This window comes from Klebsiella sp. JN_Kp127, assembly GCF_040062505.1.
In the GTDB taxonomy this organism is placed as follows: Bacteria; Pseudomonadota; Gammaproteobacteria; order Enterobacterales; family Enterobacteriaceae; genus Klebsiella; species Klebsiella quasipneumoniae.
On the sequence record NZ_JBEAHS010000002.1, the window covers coordinates 55,150 to 73,027 of the forward strand.

A 17,878-nucleotide genomic window follows, 5' to 3' on the forward strand; every position below is an offset into this window, starting at 1 on the left:
ATTTGTGACCTATATAAGAGTTCATTTTTTGTTCACCTGGCACACCGGCCGGTAACGAACTGACCTGACAAAAAAAAGCCGCGCGGCTCAGATGAACCGCGCGGCAGATCAGCGTGATGAATTTTACTTATGGCAGACGGTTAAGCTCGCTGGCAATGGCTGCCGCCTCCTGGCTCCACGCCTGCGCCAGGGTCTTGACCATCGCATCATATCCATCCTGATCCTGCTTAAGCACGATGTTAAACGGGCGCTTGATCAGCTGCCCCTGATGCTTCAGCAGCCACTCACCGCTGACGATAACCCGCCCGTCGTAGCGTCCGTGAAAGCCGTTGACCGCGACGTTGAGCGTATCCTGTTCGCTACCCAGCGGCTGGGATGACACTACCCAGCCCGGCAGCTGTTGGCTCAGGTTCGCCACCAGCGTAGTGCGCAGCTGCTGGTCCAGCGGGCTGGCCCACAGATTATTATTGGCGATCACATACTGTACGTCGGTGGTCTGGTAGACCACCCCGTTACCCGCCAGATAATCCGGGATGCTGACCTGCTCAACCCACAGCAGACGTGCCCCCTGGCTGGCGGCGCGCTGTGCGCCGCCCTGCGCCACCGGCAGCTGGTAATACGTTTTGCTTTCGCCGCCGCTACTGCATGCCGTCAGCACGCATACGGTTGCCGCGAGTAACCATTTTTTCATTATTTCGCTCCCTTCGGCTGTGGGTCTTTTTTATCCTTCGCCTCAAATACCAGCGCATTGCTCTTATCATTGAGCGTTTTCAGGACCGGCTGCAGCTCGCGCAGCACCTGATCCAGACGCTGCATATCGGCCACCATCTTATTGTAGGCCGCGGAGCCCGGCTGGAAGCCCTGCATGCTGCGGTTCAGCTCGCGCAGCGTCGTCTGCATATCGGCAGGCAACTGCTGCATCGACTGGCTGGAGGTGATCTTATTCAGACTATCCAGCGTGGTCTGCACGTGCTGCATGGTCTTCTCGCTCTGCGCCAGGGTGCTCGTCGCCTGCTCCAGCAACGGATTGAGCGGCAGGTTATTAATCTTATCCAGCGCATCCATCAGACGCTGCTGGATCTGCGCCAGACCACCGCTGATGGTCGGGATAATCGGATAGCCGTTAAACTCCTGCATTTTCCCGCGCGGCGGCGCCTTCGGATAGAAGTCGAGATCGATATACAGCGCGCCGGTCACCAGATTGCCGGTTTTCAGCGAGCCGCGCAGTCCGCGGTTGATCAGATCGTCAATGTGGGCGCGAATATTCGGATCGCCGCCCAGCTGGTTAATCAGACGTTGCGGTTCAACCCGCACTTCCACCGGAATGCGATAGTCGTCGTTCAAACGCTGCTTCAGACCGGGGATGAAGAATGGCACTTTGCCGACGGTTCCCAGACGGATGCCGCGGAACTCCACCGGCGCGCCGGGCTGCAGGCCGCGAACTGAGTCTTTGAAGAACATCACATAGTCAATATGTTCGGTAAAGACCGAATCCTGGATGCTCTTCTGATCGTCAAACAGATGGTATTCCGTTTTATTCGCCACCGGCTCGCCGAGATCCAGTCCTTCCGGAATATCGAAGCTCACGCCGCCGCCAAACAGCGTTGACAGCGAGCCCATCTCGACGCGCATTCCCGCCGAGGTCAAATCGACAGCGATCCCACTGTCCTTCCAGAAGCGGACATTGGTGGTCACCAGGCGGTCATTGGGCGCATTGATGAACAACTGATAAGTGATACGACGTTTCTGGGTGTCGAAGGTGCTGGTTTCCACCGACCCCACGCGATAGCCGCGGAACAGCACCGGATCGCCTGGCGACAGCTGGCCCGCCTTGCTGCTCTCCAGTAGAATACGGATCCCCTTGGCGTCCGGCGAGGCCAGCGGCGGAGAATCAAGCAGCGGATACTGCTCCGGCACCGTACCTTTCGACCCCGGCTGCAGTTCAATATAGGCCCCGGACAATAATGTTCCCAGGCCACTGATCCCCTCGCGCCCTACCTGCGGTTTCACCACCCAGAAGACGGAATCGTTGTGCAGTAATTTCTGCATCCCGGAATTGAGGCGGGCTTTGATTTCCACGTGGGTTAAATCGTCGGTCAGCGTGGCGCTCTCCACCACCCCAACGTCCACGCTACGGCTCTTGATACGGGTTTTTCCCCCTTCAATCCCCTCCGCATTCGTGGTGATCAGCGTGACCTCAGGTCCCTGATGGCTGTAATGATAAAACAGGATCCACGCCCCGATCAGCGCAGTGACGATAGGGAAGATCCACACCGGTGACCAGTTCTTCACCTTCTGCACTTTCGCTTCTCCGCTCTTATTTTCCATGTTGTTGTCTTTCCTCATGGCTTGAATCTGGCTCACGATCCCACAGTAAACGGGGATCAAACGTCATGGCTGAAAACATGGTCATCACCACCACCAGCGCAAACATAACCGCGCCGATGGCGGGATAGATATTCATCAACCCTCCCATGCGCACCAGCGCAGAGAGTACGGCGATGACAAAAACATCAATCATTGACCAGCGGCCAACAAATTCCACCACTTCATAGATCAGATGCATGCGTTCCGAATCGTGCGCACCGTTGCCATTGGCATTCCAGCACAGCCAGGCGATAGCGATCATCTTTAGCGTCGGCACCATAATACTGGCGATAAAAATCACCAGCGCCACCGGATAAGACCCCTCGCTCCACAGTAAAATTACCCCGGCCATGATGGTTGACGGCATTTTATCGCCCAGCAGATCGGTGATCATGATCGGCATAATATTGGCGGGGAGATAGAGGATAAATGAGGTCACCAGCAGGGCCAGCGTCCACTGCAGGCTGTTTTTACGCCGCGCCGTTCCTTTACTATGACAGCGCGGGCAGACCGTCTGGTCGACGGGTAACACCGCCGTGCAGCAGGCGCAGGAGCGCAGCCCCTGGCGGATGCCGGCCACTCCGACCTTCAGCGGTTGGCTAATGGCTGGCATGGGGGCAATATCATCCCACAGCCAGCGGCGGTCGACGCACTGGAAAGTGCGTAACTGCAGCAGACAAAACATGCACCACGGAACAAAGCTCAGACCGATACCGATATCGCCATAGGCCATCAGCTTAACGAAGCTCACCAGCACGCCGGCAAGAAAGATCTCCGCCATGCCCCACGTCTTCAGGTGAAACAGAATTCGCGCCAGAAACGCTTTCAGGCCAGCGGGCATCCTGACCCGATTGACCAACAGCAGAATGGTGACCAGGCAAAAGGCCGGTACCAGTTGCACAAAGAGTAAAAAGAAGGTGCCGAGGCTGGCGTAATCCTCGGTAAATAACACATTGGGAATTTCCAACAGCTCTATTTCGCTGCTGATCCCGCCCACTTTCATGTAGATAAATGGAAACAGGTTGGCCAACAGCAGCATAAACAGCGCGACCAACGCGTAAGCCGTGGGACGCTGGCGAGGCGCGTCCCACGTGGTGGTTAACGTTGTACCGCAGCGCGGGCAAGCGGCTTTCTGGCGATGCTCCAGCTGCGGCAAAGCCACCAGCAAATCACATTGGGGACATAAAATATGTCGCGCAGCATGATGATGATCGCACATGACAACTCCTCGGCTCAGGCGCCGTTCTTTAATCCTTCGAGATATTCCCAGCGTTCAAAGGCTGCTTCCAGCGCCTGTTCCGCTTCGGCCAGCTTTGCCAGCACCTGCTGCGTGCGATCGTGCGGTTGTCCAAAGAAGTCGGGATCGGCAACCTGTTCCTGCAGCGTCTGCAGTTCGGCCTCGAGAGCTTCCAGCTTCTGCGGCAGCTGTTCCAGCTCGCGCTGCAGGTTATAGCTTAGTTTGTTCCCACCGCGTTTGACAGTTTCTGCTTTTGGCTGAGCGACTTCCATCGTTTTTTTCGCTGCCGGCTGCTTCTGCGCCAACGACTGGGCCTGCTGGCCGCGGGCATCGTGATAGCCGCCGATGTACTGGCCGATGCGACCGCCGCCTTCGAAGATCCAGCATTCGGTTACGGTGTTATCCACGAACTGACGATCGTGGCTTACCAGCATCACGGTGCCCTGATAGCCATCGATCAGCTCTTCCAGCAGCTCCAGCGTTTCGACATCCAGGTCGTTTGTCGGTTCATCGAGAATCAATAAGTTGCTGGGTTTCAGGAACAGACGCGCCAGCAGCAGGCGGTTACGTTCCCCGCCGGAGAGCGCACGCACCGGGGTCATCGCCCGTTTTGGATGGAACAGGAAGTCCTGCAGGTAGCCCAGCACATGGCGCGGCTTACCGTTAACCATCACCTCTTGCTTACCTTCCGCGAGGTTATCCATCACCGTCCGATCCGGATCCAGCTCTGCGCGGTGCTGGTCGAAGTAGGCGACTTCCAGTTTAGTGCCGACGTGGATCCGCCCGCTGTCGGCCTGCAGCTGGCCAAGCATCAGCTTCAGCAGCGTGGTTTTCCCGCAGCCGTTGGGGCCAATCAGGGCAATCTTGTCGCCGCGCTGGATCTGCGCGGAGAAATCTTTCACCAGCACTTTGCCATCAACCTGGTAGTTGACGTTCTCCATTTCGAACACGATTTTGCCGGAGCGCGAAGCCTCTTCAACCTGCATTCTGGCGCTGCCCATCACTTCCCGGCGCTCCCCGCGCTCGCGACGCATCGCCTTCAGGGCGCGAACGCGGCCTTCGTTACGCGTGCGGCGCGCTTTGATCCCCTGGCGGATCCATACCTCTTCCTGGGCCAGCTTGCGGTCGAATTCCGCATTCTGCAGCTCTTCAACCCGCAGGGCTTCCTCTTTATCCAGCAGATACTGATCGTAATCGCCCGGGTAGGTCACCAGCTTGCCGCGATCGAGGTCGACGATGCGCGTCGCCATATTGCGGATAAAGGAGCGGTCGTGCGAAATAAAGATAATGGTGCCTTTAAAGGTTTTGAGGAACCCTTCCAGCCAGTCGATGGTTTCGATATCCAGGTGGTTGGTGGGTTCATCGAGCAGCAGCACGCGCGGCCCGCTGACCAGCGCGCGGCCCAGCGCCGCTTTACGCAGCCAGCCGCCGGACAGGGATGCCAGCTGCGCGTTGGCGTCGAGACCAAGCTGCTCAATCACTTCGTTAATGCGGCTGTCCAGCTGCCACAGCCCCAGGTTATCGAGCTGCTCCTGCAGGCGCGCCAGTTCATTTAAATTTTTGTCACTCGGATCGGTCATGACCTGATGCGACACGTCATGATAGGCCTTCAGGTAGGCCGCCTGCTCGGCGATGCCTTCCGCGACAAAATCGTACACCGTACCGGCGACATTGCGCGGCGGATCCTGCTGCAGACGCGCCACAATCAGATCCTGTTCATAAATAATGCGCCCGTCATCCAGCCCCTGCTCGCGGTTGAGGATCTTCATCAGGGTCGATTTACCGGCGCCGTTGCGTCCGACGAGGCAGACGCGTTCGTTATCTTCGATATGCAGCTCGGCATTATCCAGCAGCGGCGCATCGCTGAAGGAAAGCCAGGCGCCGTGCATACTAATCAGTGACATTCTTTATTCCTTTCAGGCTGCGGTAATCAGCCAGCAGTTGTGGATCTGACGGTTGCGGGCAAAATCCTGCGACAGCGTTTTTTGCGAAATTTCTTGCGCCTTCAGGCCAAGCGCCGCCAGCCCGTCATGATCCATACGGAAACCGCGTTTGTTATTCGAGAACATAATGGTGCCGCCTTTACGCAGCAGACGTTTCAGATCGGTCATCAGGCGAATGTGATCGCGCTGGACGTCGAAAGCATCTTCCATTCGTTTGGAGTTGGAGAAGGTCGGCGGATCGATAAAGATCAGATCGAACTGCTCGGTGCTCTCCCGCAGCCAGCCCAGCACGTCCGCCTGCATCAGGCGATGCGCGCGGCCGGTCAGGCCATTGAGACGCAGGTTGCGTTCCGCCCACTCCAGGTAGGTGCGCGACATATCCACCGTGGTGGTGGAGCGCGCGCCGCCGAGACCGGCGTGGACGCTGGCGCTGCCGGTATAGGAGAACAGATTCAGGAAGTCCTTGCCTTTGCTCATCTGGCCGAGCATGCGACGGGCGATACGGTGGTCGAGGAACAGACCGGTATCCAGGTAGTCGGTGAGGTTGACCCACAGGCGCGCGTTGTACTCCTGCACCTCGATAAAGTCGCCCTTCTCCGCCATCTTCTGGTACTGGTTTTTCCCCTTCTGCCGCTCGCGGGTCTTCAGCACCAGCTTGTTAGGCGCCATGTCCAGTACGGCGATGGTCGCGGCGATAATATCGAACAGGCGCTGGCGCGCTTTGTGCGCATCGACGGTTTTCGGCGGGGCATATTCCTGGACCACCACCCAGTCGGCGTAGCGGTCGATGGCCACGTTGTATTCCGGCAGGTCAGCATCGTACAGGCGATAGCATTCAATGCCTTCCTGACGGGCCCATTTTTCAAACTTCTTCAGGTTCTTACGCAGACGGTTAGCAAAATCTTCCGCCAGCATCGCCGGCTTGCCGCCTTCGCTCTCCGCCAGGTGATAATTCTTCTGTACGCAGTCCAGCGGGCCGTTCTTGGCTTTAAACTGTTTGTCGGCGCGCAGCTGCAGGCAGCTTAACAGCTCCGGCGAGGCGCTGAACACCGACAGGTTCCAGCCGCCAAACTGACTTTTCATGATCCGGCCCAGCAGGCTGTGCAGGGCGATCAGCGCCGGCTCGCTTTCCAGACGCTCGCCGTACGGCGGGTTGCTGATCACGGTGCCGTACGGGCCTTTCGGTAGCGGATTATTCAGCTGGGCGACGTCTTTGACTTCAAAATCGATCAGCTCGCCGATGCCGGCCCGACGGGCGTTGCGACGGGCGCGGTCAATGACGCGTTCGTCGACATCGGAGCCATAGAAGCGTGACCCATATGCCGCCAGCCCCTGACGGGCGCGCGTTTGCGCTTCCGCTTTCACTTCTTTCCAGATGGCGTCGTCGTGCTGCGCCCAGCCGCCAAAGCCCCAGTGGCCGCGGTGCAGGCCCGGCGCGCGGTCGGTCGCCAGCATCGCCGCCTCAATCAGCAGGGTACCGGAGCCGCACATCGGATCGAGCAGCGGTGTGCCCGGCACCCAGCCGGAACGCATCACGATCGCCGCCGCGAGGTTTTCTTTGATCGGCGCCATACCGGTGCCATCGCGGTAGCCGCGCAGGTGCAGGCCTTCGCCGCTCAGATCCAGCGAGATGTGCGCCGTCTCTTTGTTCAGCCAGACGTTGATCCGCAGATCGGGCGACTCACGATCGACGTTCGGGCGCGGCAGGTTCTTACGGGTGAAGCTGTCGACAATGGCGTCTTTGACCTTCAGCGCACCGTACTGGCTGTTGCGGATCTCCTCATTGAGACCGCTAAAATGCACCGCGAAGGTGGCGCCAGGGTTGAACATCTCCGTCCACGGAATGGCCTGTACGCCGAGGTACAGATCCAGATCGCTGTATACGCGACACTCGCCCAGCGGCAGCATGATGCGCGAAGCCAGCCGGCTCCACATCAGGCTTTGATACAGCAGGCGCGTATCCCCCTGAAAATGGACCCCGCCCTGGACTACCTGGCAGTCCGTCGCGCCAAGCCCTTCCAGTTCAGTTTTTAACAGCTCTTCCAGCCCACGAGCCGTACTGGCAAACAGAGAATTCATATCGTCACTTTTACTTAAAGAAAATTGGTGCGCATTATAGCCAATATGTGCCCTATGTCATAAAGTTATAGGCTTATTTTTGGAACCCGGAGGCAGCGTATGGTAACGCTCTCGCGTCTTTTTATTCATCCCGTTAAATCCATGCGCGGCATGGGCCTGACCCACGCCTTTGCCGATATCAGCGGCCTGGCCTTCGATCGCCTGTTTATGGTCACCGAAACCGACGGCACCTTTATTACCGCCCGTCAGTTTCCGCAAATGGTGAAATTTATTCCGGCGCCGCTGCATGATGGCCTTCACCTGACCGCACCGGACGGCAGCAGCGCCGTGGTGCGTTTTAACGATTTCGCCCCTCAGGCCGAGCCGACAGAAGTCTGGGGCAACCATTTTACCGCCCTTATCGCGCCCGCCGCCGTTAATCAGTGGCTCAGCGGCTTTTTCAATCGCGATGTCCAGCTGCGCTGGCTGGGGCCACAGTTAACCCGCCGGGTGAAGCGCCACGATGCGATACCGCTCTCCTTCGCCGACGGCTACCCTTACCTGCTGGCTAACGAGGCCTCGCTGCGCGACCTGCAGCAGCGCTGCCCGGCAAGCGTAAGCATAGAACAGTTTCGGCCTAATCTCGTGGTCACCGGCGCGGCGGCCTGGGATGAAGACAGCTGGAAAGTGATCCGCGTCGGCGAGGTGGTATTTGACGTCGCCAAGCCGTGCAGCCGCTGCATTTTTACCACCGTCAGTCCGGAGCGCGGGCAGAAGCATCCCAGCGGAGAGCCGCTGGAAACCTTAAAGCGCTTCCGCACCGCGCAGGATAATGGCGATGTCGACTTTGGTCAGAACCTGATTGCCCGTAACAGCGGCGTGATCCGGGTGGGGGATGAAGTGGAAATCCTCGCCCGCGGCCCGGCGAAAGCCTACGGCGCCGGCGAAAGCGACGATACCCCGGCTCCCGAGGCGCAGCAGCAGGCCACGGTTGCCATTGAATGGCAGGGTCAACAATTTACCGGCAATAACCAGCAGGTGCTGCTGGAACAACTGGAGCAACAGGGCATTCGCGTACCCTACTCGTGTCGGGCGGGGATCTGCGGCAGCTGCCGCATCCGTCTTGAAGAGGGGGAAGTGAATCCGTTAAAGAAAAATGCGGTCGCCGGAGATGGCACCATTCTCGCCTGCAGCTGCGTGCCGAAAACGGCCCTGCGCCTGGCGCCTTAAACCGCCTGCCCCAGGCTGTAGCTGACCGCGCTCTGCGCCGGCTGCAGCCTGTCGTTCATGATTTTAATCACATCGCCCAGCTGCATAACGCGGCCGGCAAGCGTGAGACCCGGCTGGGCCAGCAGACAAAGCGCGGCGTTATCGCCCGGCTCCACCACCAGCAAATTGACCTGCTCGCCGGTATCGCTCAGCCAGACGCAGGCCGCGTCGCCGCCGCTCGGCTGCCAGTGATGGGGATGGGCGACGAAGTGCCAGCTTTTCGGCATCTGCGGTTTGAGAAAACGGATCGCGGTTAATGCGTTGAGGACTAATTCCGCCCGCTGCTCTTTCGACAACTCGAAATCGCGGCATTTTTCTTCAAAGGAGAAATAGAGCGCGGCGTCATCGACGCAGAATCCCGATGGGGCAAAAGCGTCCGGGGTCAGCATGCGCCGGGCGAAGCGCGAGCGAAATAACATGCCATTGGCCAGATCGAGCATCATGCGGTCGTGCTCTTCATCGTAATACCAACGCCAGTTATCGTCAGGTTTAATCCGCATTTTTCCCCCTGTCCCCTTTCATACGCCTCTGCAAAGTTGTTGCGACTTGCCGCAGAATATTTTCTAAAATTAAGAAAAGTCTAAAATGTTTAAATAAGCAACAGTGAGGGAATATAAAACAACCAGGGCCGGAAATAAAGCCCTGGGTGGGATTCAGAGGAGGAAAAGATTAGATGTGGGTAACAATTTCTTTAATCAGCGGCGGACCTTTAAAAATAAATCCGGAATAGATCTGCACCAGCGATGCTCCGGCGGCCATTTTTTCCCGCGCGGCAATCACGGAATCAATACCGCCCACGCCAATGATAGGCAAGCGGCCATTGAGCTCAGCGGAGAGCATACGGATAATTTCGGTACTTTTTAATTGTAATGGACGACCGCTAAGTCCGCCGGTCTCATCGCAATGTTTCATTCCCTGAACCAGAGAACGATCGAGGGTGGTATTGGTGGCAATCACGCCATCAATATTATGACGCACGAGGCTATCGGCAACCTGGATCAATTCCTCAGGCAAAAGATCCGGCGCGATCTTCACGGCGACCGGAACATATTTTTGATGCTTCTGCTGCAGCTCAAGCTGCTTATTTTTAATACCGGAGAGTAAATCATCGAGCGCTTCGCCGTATTGCAGCGTGCGCAGCCCCGGGGTATTCGGCGAGGAGATATTAATGGCGATATAGCCGGCGTAGGGATAGACTTTTTCCATACAAATCAGGTAATCATCTTTCCCGTGCTCAACCGGCGTGTCTTTATTTTTGCCGATATTGATGCCCAGCACGCCGTCAAAATGCGCCTTCTTCACGTTCTCAACCAGGTTATCGACGCCATGGTTATTAAAGCCCATGCGGTTGATCAACCCCTCGGCATCCACCAGACGGAAGATCCTTGGCTTATCGTTGCCCGGCTGCGGACGCGGCGTCACGGTGCCGATCTCAATGGATCCAAAACCCATCGCGCCCAGCGCGTCAATGCATTCCCCGTTTTTATCCAGCCCGGCCGCCAGACCCAGCGGGTTTTTAAAGGTCAGCCCCATGCAGGTGACAGGCCTGGCCGGCACCTTCTGGCGAACCAGTATTTCCAGCGGCGTCCCGGTGACACGGCGTAATTGTTGAAAGGTAACTTCATGAGCGCGCTCAGGATCGAGCTGAAAAAGGGCTTTACGAACGAAGGGGTAGTACATGAACTCTCCTGGATTCCCGGTGTGCAAACCGGGGGCGTATTATGTGCGATCTGTTGCGGAAAGGGAATTGACCTGCGACAAAAAATCCCCCATCAGCGCAAACGATTACCTCCCCGCGCGCCGTTATGCGCTTTTCGGCTATCTAACGGTGGATAAATCATTTAAGGAAAGAATGGCCCTCTGTCACACTCACTACAAATGTTATCAATTATAGATAAATGCAAACATTTAGTTATAAGGAGAGAGAGATGCGCGTCATTACGCTTGCGGGCAGCCCGCGTTACCCTTCCCGTTCCAGCGCCCTGCTGGAATATGCCAGAGAGACGCTCACCGCCGCCGATATCGAAGTCTGCCACTGGCATCTGCAGAACTTTGCCCCGGAAGACCTCCTGTACGCTCGCTTTGACAACCCGGCGCTGCAGACGCTCAATGAGCAGCTGGCCGGGGCTGACGGACTGATCATCGCCACGCCGGTGTACAAAGCCTCGTTTTCCGGCGCCCTGAAAACGCTGCTCGACCTGCTTCCTGAGCGGGCGCTGGAGGGCAAAATCGTGCTGCCGCTGGCCACCGGCGGCACCATCGCCCACATGCTGGCGGTGGACTACGCCCTGAAGCCGGTGCTGAATGCCCTCAAGGCTCAGGAGATCCTCCATGGCGTCTTCGCCGACGACAGCCAGGTGACCGATTACCAGCACAAGCCGCAGTTTACCCCGAACCTGCAGCGGCGCCTCGATGAAGCCCTGGAGACCTTCTGGCAGGCGCTGCATCGCCCCAGCAGCCGCGCCCCGTCGTTAACGTCTCTGCGTGGGGTGGAACATGCTTAATCCTCTCCGCGCTCTGACCCTCGGCGGGCTGCTGCTGTTCTCCGCCCTGGGCCATGCCGCCCCGGCGGCGCCTGACGCCCTGCGCATCGGCTATCAGAAAGGCAGCGTCAGTATGGTGCTGGCGAAAAGCCATCAGCTGCTGGAGCAGCGCTACCCGCAAACCCATATTTCGTGGATTGAATTTCCGGCCGGTCCGCAGATGCTGGAGGCGCTGAACGTCGGCAGCATCGATATTGGCAGCACTGGCGACATTCCGCCTATCTTTGCGCAGGCGGCCGGCGCCGATCTGGTGTATATCGGTTCGGAACCGCCAAAGCCCAAAGCGGAAGTGATTCTGGTGGCGCAGGGCAGCCCGATTAATAACGTTGCTGAGCTAAAAGGGAAAAAGGTCGCTTTTCAGAAAGGCTCCAGCTCCCACAATCTGCTGCTGCGCGCCCTGCAGCTCGCAGGTTTGAAGTTTAGCGACATTCAGCCGGTCTATCTCGCCCCCGCCGATGCGCGCGCCGCCTTCCAGCAGGGCAATGTCGACGCCTGGGCGATCTGGGATCCGTATTACTCGGCCGCGCTGCTGCAGGGCGGCGCCCGGGTACTGACCGACGGAACCGACCTGAAACAGACGGGATCCTTCTATCTCGCTTCCCGCCCTTACGCTGAACGCAATGGCGCCTTTATTGAGGGCGTACTCGATACCTTTACCCAGGCCGATGCCCTGACCCATAGCCAGCGTGCGCAAAGCATTACGCTGCTGGCAAAAACGATGGGATTACCGGAAGCGGTGATCGCCAGCTACCTGGACCATCGTCCCCCCACCTCGGTGACCCCGGTGAGCGCTGAAACCGCCGCTCGCCAGCAGCAGACGGCCGACCTGTTCTATGAGAACAAGCTGGTGCCGAAAAAAGTTGATATCCGGGCCCGCATCTGGCAGCCCGCCGCCGCACAAGGAGCGAAATCATGAGTCTGAATATGTTCTGGTTTTTACCGACCCATGGTGATGGTCGTTATCTGGGTACCGAAGAGGGAGCCCGTCCGGTCGATTACGGCTATCTGCAGCAAATCGCGCAGACGGCGGATCGGCTGGGATTCACCGGCGTACTGATCCCGACCGGGCGCTCATGTGAAGATGCCTGGCTGGTTGCGGCCTCGATGATCCCGGTAACGCAGCGGCTGAAATTCCTAGTCGCCCTGAGGCCAAGCGTGGTGTCGCCGACGGTGGCCGCGCGCCAGGCGGCGACCCTGGACCGACTGTCGAACGGCCGGGCGCTCTTCAATCTGGTCACCGGCAGCGATCCCGCCGAGCTGGCAGGCGACGGTGTCTTCCTCGACCACACCGAGCGCTATGAGGCCTCGGCTGAATTTACCCATATCTGGCGCAAGCTGATGGAGGGGGAGACTGTCACCTTTAACGGCAAGCATCAGCGCGTTCGCGACGCCAAACTGCTGTTCCCGCCGCTCCAGCAGCCGCGTCCGCCGCTCTATTTCGGCGGATCGTCTGAGGTGGCGCAGGATCTGGCCGCTGAGCAGGTGGATCTCTATCTTACCTGGGGCGAACCGCCGGCCCAGGTGGCAGAGAAGATAGCTCAGGTGCGGGAGAAAGCCGCCCGGCACGGTCGCCGGGTGCGTTTTGGCATCCGCTTGCACGTGATCGTGCGGGAAACCAATGAGGAAGCCTGGCAGGCGGCGGACAGCCTTATCTCCCATCTGGATGATGAGACTATCGCCCGCGCCCAGGCGGCCTTCGCCAGAACCGACTCCGTCGGCCAGCAGCGGATGGCGGCGCTGCACAATGGTCGACGCGATAAGCTGGAAATCAGCCCCAACCTGTGGGCTGGCGTCGGTTTAGCGCGCGGCGGCGCCGGGACCGCGCTGGTGGGCGATGCCGCTACCGTTGCCGAACGGATCAATGAATACGCCGCGCTGGGTATCGATAGCTTTATCTTCTCCGGCTATCCGCATCTGGAAGAGGCGTATCGGGTCGGCGAGCTGCTGTTCCCGCTGCTCGACGTCGCGGTGCCGTCTGTTCCGCAGCCGCACAACCTGCGTCTGCAGGGGGAAGCCGTCGCTAACGAGTTTATCCCGCGTAAAGTGGCGCAGAGCTGAGGAGGCACTGATGGCAAAATCAACCCATCCCCTGTTGTTACGCCTCGCCCCCTGGCTGCTGCCGGTGGGAACGGTCATTGTCTGGCAGTTGGCGTCGTCCGTCGGCTGGCTGTCGACGCGGGTGCTGCCCTCGCCGGAGGGCGTTTTGAAAGCGTTCTGGACGCTCTCGGCCAGCGGTGAGCTGTGGCAGCATCTGGCCATTAGCTCGTGGCGGGCGCTGGTCGGCTTCGCCATCGGCGGCTCCATTGGACTGGTGCTCGGCCTGATCAGCGGTCTGTCACGCTGGGGCGAGCGCCTGCTGGACACGTCGATCCAGATGCTGCGCAATGTGCCGCACCTGGCGCTGATCCCACTGGTGATCTTGTGGTTCGGCATCGATGAGACCGCCAAGATCTTTCTCGTCTCGCTGGGCACCCTGTTCCCGATCTATATCAATACCTGGCACGGGATCCGCAATATCGACCGTGGGCTGGTGGAGATGGCGCGCAGCTATGGTTTATCCGGCTTTGCTCTTTTCCGTCACGTGATTTTACCCGGCGCCCTGCCCTCGATTATGGTCGGCGTGCGTTTTGCCCTCGGTCTGATGTGGCTGACGCTTATTGTCGCCGAAACCATCTCGGCGAACGCCGGTATCGGCTACCTGGCGATGAATGCGCGTGAATTTCTGCAAACCGACGTGGTGGTGGTCGCCATCATTCTTTACGCCATTCTTGGCAAACTGGCCGACGTCAGCGCCCAGCTGCTGGAGCGGCTCTGGCTGCGCTGGAACCCGGCGTATCATCTTCAGGAGGCTAACGCATGAACACTGCCCGTCTGAACCCAGGTATCCCGTTGCTGCTGAACGGGGTGACGAAACGCTATGGCGACAACACCATTCTTAACGAGCTGGATCTGCATATCCCCAGCGGCCAGTTTGTGGCGGTGGTGGGCCGCAGCGGCGGCGGCAAAAGCACCCTGCTGCGCCTGCTGGCGGGCCTGGAAAAGCCGAATGCCGGCGAGCTGCTGGCAGGCGCGACGCCGCTGGCGGCGATCCAGGACGACACCCGGATGATGTTTCAGGATGCGCGCCTGCTGCCGTGGAAAACGGTGATTGATAACGTGGGGCTGGGGTTAAAAGGCGCCTGGCGCGACGCCGCCCTGCAGGCGTTGGCCAGCGTCGGACTCGAGAGCCGCGCGCAGGAGTGGCCGGCGGCGCTGTCGGGCGGGCAGAAGCAGCGCGTTGCGCTGGCCCGCGCGCTGATCCATCGCCCGCGCCTGCTGCTGCTGGACGAGCCGCTGGGGGCGCTGGACGCCCTCACCCGTCTGGAGATGCAGGAGCTGATCGTCTCTCTGTGGCAGGAGCATGGCTTTACGGTCCTGCTGGTGACCCACGACGTCAGCGAAGCCGTGGCGATGGCCGACCGGGTGCTGTTGATTGAAGAGAAGAAGATCGGTCTCGATTTGAACGTGGATATTCCGCGACCGCGGCGCACCGGTTCGGCGAAGCTGGCCGAGCTGGAGGCAGAGGTGCTGGATCGGGTGATGAAACGCGGCAAGAGCGAGAGCGCACCGCGTTTGTTTAGTCATGGCTAACTAACGTCCCCGGCCCGCGCTTCGCTCGGCCGGGCTACCAAATCGCACAGTGCTGTAGCCCCGGTAAGCGAGAGCGCAACCGGGGATTTTGCCACCGTTACGCCAGCGCCTTACTGATTTTCTCGTACAGATCGCCTGAGAGATCCTTCAGCCCCTTCAGCTGCTCCAGCGCGGCGCGCATCAGCGCCTGGCGTTTCTCATCATAACGCTTCAGACGAATCAACGGCTCAATCAGTCGCGATGCGACCTGCGGGTTGCGCTGGTTAAGCTCGGTCAGCATCTCCACCAGGAACTGGTAGCCGCTGCCGTCTTCAGCATGGAACGCCGCCGGGTTGCTGCTGGCGAAAGCGCCGATGAGCGACCGCACGCGGTTCGGGTTGCTCATGCTGAACGAACGATGGTTCAGCAGACCGCGTACCGTTTCGACCACATTGGCCGCCGGACTGGTGGACTGCAGGATAAACCACTTGTCCATCACCAGGCCGTCCTGATGCCATTTGTCGTCATACTCCTGCATCAGCGCATCGCGGCACGGCAGCTCAGCGGCAACCGCCGCCGACAGCGCGGCCAGCGCGTCGGTCATGTTATCCGCCTGGTGATACTGCGCCGCCACCAGCTTATCGCCCAGCGTCGGCTCTGCGAACGCCAGATAGCGCAGGCAGGTATTGCGCAGGGTTCGCTTACCGATATCGGCGTGCTCCACCCGGTAGCTGTCGAGCTTATTGGCGTTATATACCGCGAGGAATTCGTCCGCCAGCTCGTTCGCCAGGGTGCGGGTGAGCGCCTCGCGCACGGTGGCGATGGCGATAGGATCGATAATGGCGAACATCTCGGCGATTTCGTTGGCCGACGGCAGGGTTAAGATCTCGGCGGCCAGCGCCGGGTCAATCTTCTCGTCGAGCAGAATCGCGCGGAAGGCGTCCGCCACGTGCACCGGCAGCGACAGCGGCTGTCCCTGCTGATGACGGTTGACGTTCAGCTTGATGTAGGTCACCAGCAGACTCTGCGCCGCATCCCAGCGCGAGAAATCATTCCGCGCATGGCGCATCAGGAAGGTCAGCTGCTGATCGCTCCACTTGTATTCCAGTTTCACCGGTGCTGAAAACTCGCACAGCAGGGCCGGGACCGGCTGGAAATAGACATTATCAAAGACGAAGGTCTGCTCAGCCTGGGTCACATTAAGCACCGGGTGCAGCGGATGACCGCCCTTCTGCAGGGGGATCACCTTACCTTCGTTATCGTACAGCTCGATGGCAAACGGAATATGCAGCGGCTGTTTCTCAGCCTGCTCGGCGGTCGGCGGCGTGCGCTGGCTGATGGTCAGCGTATACTGCTCGGTTTCCGGGTTATAGTCGTCGTGGACGGTGACAATCGGCGTACCGGACTGGCTGTACCAGCGGCGGAAGTGCGACAGGTCGACGTTAGAAGCATCTTCCATCGCCTGGACGAAATCGTCGCAGGTGGCGGCGCTGCCGTCATGACGTTCGAAATATAGCTGCATCCCTTTCTGGAAGTTTTCTTCACCCAGCAGCGTGTGCAGCATGCGGATCACTTCGGCACCCTTTTCATAGACCGTCAGGGTATAGAAGTTATTCATCTCGATAACCATATCCGGGCGGATCGGGTGCGCCATCGGGCTGGCGTCTTCGGCAAACTGCAGCCCGCGCATGGTGCGCACGTTGTTAATGCGGTTCACCGCCCGCGAGCCGAGGTCGGAACTGAACTCCTGATCGCGGAACACGGTCAGCCCCTCTTTCAGGCTGAGCTGGAACCAGTCGCGACAGGTGACGCGGTTGCCGGTCCAGTTATGGAAATACTCATGGCCAATCACCCGCTCGATATCGAGATAGTCTTTATCGGTGGCGGTGTCGGTGCGGGCCAGGACATATTTGGAGTTAAAGACGTTCAGCCCTTTGTTTTCCATCGCTCCCATATTGAAGAAGTCGACGGCGACAATCATATAGATGTCGAGGTCGTACTCGAGGCCAAAGCGCTCCTCATCCCATTTCATGGAGTTTTTCAGCGAGGTCATCGCCCACGGCGCGCGGTCGAGGTTACCGCGGTCGACGTACAATTCCAGCGCCACTTCACGCCCGGAGCGGGTGGTAAAAGTGTCGCGCAGGACGTCGAAATCACCGGCCACCAGCGCAAACAGGTAGCACGGCTTCGGGAAGGGATCCTGCCACTGTACCCAGTGACGACCGTTCTCCAGTTCCCCTTCCGCCATCCGGTTGCCGTTGGAGAGCAGGAACGGATATTTGGCTTTATCGGCGATAATTTTGGTGGTAAAGCGCGCCAGCACATCCGGACGGTCCAGGTACCAGGTGATATGGCGGAAACCTTCCGCTTCACACTGGGTGCACAGCGCTTCGCCTGACTGATACAGGCCTTCCAGCGCGGTGTTCGCCGCCGGGCTGATCTCATTGACGATGGTCAGGGTGAAATGCTCCGGCAGGCCGCCGATCACCAGCTGATTGTTTTCTTCTTTATAGTCGCTCCACGGCTGGCCGTTCACCTGCAGAGCAATCAGGGTCAGATCTTCGCCGTCCAGGCGCAATGGCACATCAGACGCAGCCGCATGGCGGGAGACCTTGCTCTCGGCCGTAACAACGGTTTTTGCGGCATCCAGGTCAAAGGTCAAATCGATATCGCTAATCAGATACTCCGGCGCACGATAGTCGTGGCGGTATTTGGCTTGGGGCTGTTGTGTCATAAAAAACCTTTAGCATCTTCGGTAAAGTGTCGTCCCAGTCTATTCCTGTTGTGTCAATCGCGCTATGCAGAATCTTCATCTTTTCAACGTGAAACACGAAAATCGCTACATTTTGTTA

General features: G+C 59.0%; 13 protein-coding genes and 1 pseudogene. 6 read left to right on the forward strand and 8 right to left on the reverse strand.

The window, feature by feature from the left end:
• Positions 1–127 precede the first annotated feature (127 nt).
• Genes pqiC through rlmKL form a run of 5 tightly spaced genes read right to left on the reverse strand, consistent with a single transcriptional unit; the run spans position 128 to position 7,626 of the window.
• On the reverse strand, positions 128–691 hold the full coding sequence (gene pqiC / locus ABLV04_RS01240; protein ID WP_032455285.1) for a membrane integrity-associated transporter subunit PqiC: 564 nt from the start codon (positions 689–691) through the stop codon (positions 128–130).
• Positions 691–2,328 carry an intermembrane transport protein PqiB gene (gene pqiB, locus ABLV04_RS01245; protein WP_032455284.1) on the reverse strand — a complete coding sequence of 546 codons (1,638 nt, stop codon included), beginning with the start codon at positions 2,326–2,328 and terminating at the stop codon, positions 691–693. Before pqiB ends, pqiC begins: the two co-directional genes overlap by 1 nt.
• Positions 2,318–3,586 (reverse strand): membrane integrity-associated transporter subunit PqiA, encoded by a 1,269-nt coding sequence (gene pqiA / locus ABLV04_RS01250; protein WP_348815260.1) that lies wholly within the window; start codon positions 3,584–3,586, stop codon positions 2,318–2,320. The genes pqiB and pqiA overlap by 11 nt, the downstream gene beginning before the upstream one ends.
• A gap of 14 nt (positions 3,587–3,600) precedes the next feature.
• Complete coding sequence (locus tag ABLV04_RS01255) at positions 3,601–5,508, reverse strand: ABC transporter ATP-binding protein (protein ID WP_023289046.1); 1,908 nt, start codon at positions 5,506–5,508, stop codon at positions 3,601–3,603.
• Positions 5,509–5,520: 12 nt separating this feature from the next.
• Positions 5,521–7,626, reverse strand: a complete 2,106-nt coding sequence (gene rlmKL, locus ABLV04_RS01260; RefSeq protein WP_023289045.1) for a bifunctional 23S rRNA (guanine(2069)-N(7))-methyltransferase RlmK/23S rRNA (guanine(2445)-N(2))-methyltransferase RlmL — start codon at positions 7,624–7,626, stop codon at positions 5,521–5,523.
• A 99-nt stretch (positions 7,627–7,725) separates the two neighbouring features.
• Between rlmKL and ABLV04_RS01265 the strand changes: the two genes are divergently transcribed.
• The gene (locus ABLV04_RS01265) at positions 7,726–8,835 is read left to right on the forward strand and encodes a YcbX family protein (protein WP_065881820.1); all 1,110 of its coding nucleotides are present in this window, start codon (positions 7,726–7,728) and stop codon (positions 8,833–8,835) included.
• On the opposite strand, the gene zapC is transcribed toward ABLV04_RS01265, so the two are convergent.
• Both zapC and pyrD read right to left on the reverse strand, forming a co-directional pair.
• On the reverse strand, positions 8,832–9,374 hold the full coding sequence (gene zapC, locus ABLV04_RS01270) for a cell division protein ZapC (protein ID WP_023289043.1): 543 nt from the start codon (positions 9,372–9,374) through the stop codon (positions 8,832–8,834). The genes ABLV04_RS01265 and zapC overlap by 4 nt on opposite strands.
• A gap of 169 nt (positions 9,375–9,543) precedes the next feature.
• Positions 9,544–10,554: a quinone-dependent dihydroorotate dehydrogenase gene (gene pyrD, locus ABLV04_RS01275; RefSeq protein WP_004201417.1), complete on the reverse strand. Its 1,011-nt coding sequence runs from the start codon at positions 10,552–10,554 to the stop codon at positions 9,544–9,546.
• A 248-nt stretch (positions 10,555–10,802) separates the two neighbouring features.
• On the opposite strand from pyrD, the gene ssuE reads away from it, so the two are divergent.
• The 5 genes and pseudogenes from ssuE to ssuB all read left to right on the forward strand — a co-directional run bounded on the left by ssuE (position 10,803) and on the right by ssuB (position 15,047).
• Positions 10,803–11,378 carry an NADPH-dependent FMN reductase gene (gene ssuE, locus ABLV04_RS01280; protein WP_004201416.1) on the forward strand — a complete coding sequence of 192 codons (576 nt, stop codon included), beginning with the start codon at positions 10,803–10,805 and terminating at the stop codon, positions 11,376–11,378.
• A pseudogene (locus ABLV04_RS01285) lies at positions 11,371–12,370 on the forward strand (sulfonate ABC transporter substrate-binding protein). The gene ssuE and the pseudogene ABLV04_RS01285 overlap by 8 nt, the downstream one beginning before the upstream one ends.
• A complete protein-coding gene (gene ssuD, locus ABLV04_RS01290; RefSeq protein ID WP_023289041.1) occupies positions 12,330–13,475 on the forward strand; it encodes an FMNH2-dependent alkanesulfonate monooxygenase in 1,146 nt (381 codons plus the stop codon). Before ABLV04_RS01285 ends, ssuD begins: the two are co-directional and overlap by 41 nt.
• A 10-nt stretch (positions 13,476–13,485) precedes the next feature.
• Complete coding sequence (gene ssuC / locus ABLV04_RS01295) at positions 13,486–14,277, forward strand: aliphatic sulfonate ABC transporter permease SsuC (protein WP_004201413.1); 792 nt, start codon at positions 13,486–13,488, stop codon at positions 14,275–14,277.
• Positions 14,274–15,047, forward strand: coding sequence for an aliphatic sulfonates ABC transporter ATP-binding protein (ssuB, locus tag ABLV04_RS01300; protein WP_023289039.1), 774 nt, complete (start codon positions 14,274–14,276; stop codon positions 15,045–15,047). Before ssuC ends, ssuB begins: the two co-directional genes overlap by 4 nt.
• Before the next feature lie 97 nt (positions 15,048–15,144).
• Here the strand turns inward: ssuB and pepN are convergent, their stop codons facing one another.
• Entirely contained in the window at positions 15,145–17,760 is a 2,616-nt protein-coding gene (gene pepN, locus ABLV04_RS01305; RefSeq protein WP_348815262.1) for an aminopeptidase N, read from the reverse strand.
• Positions 17,761–17,878: the final 118 nt, after the last annotated feature.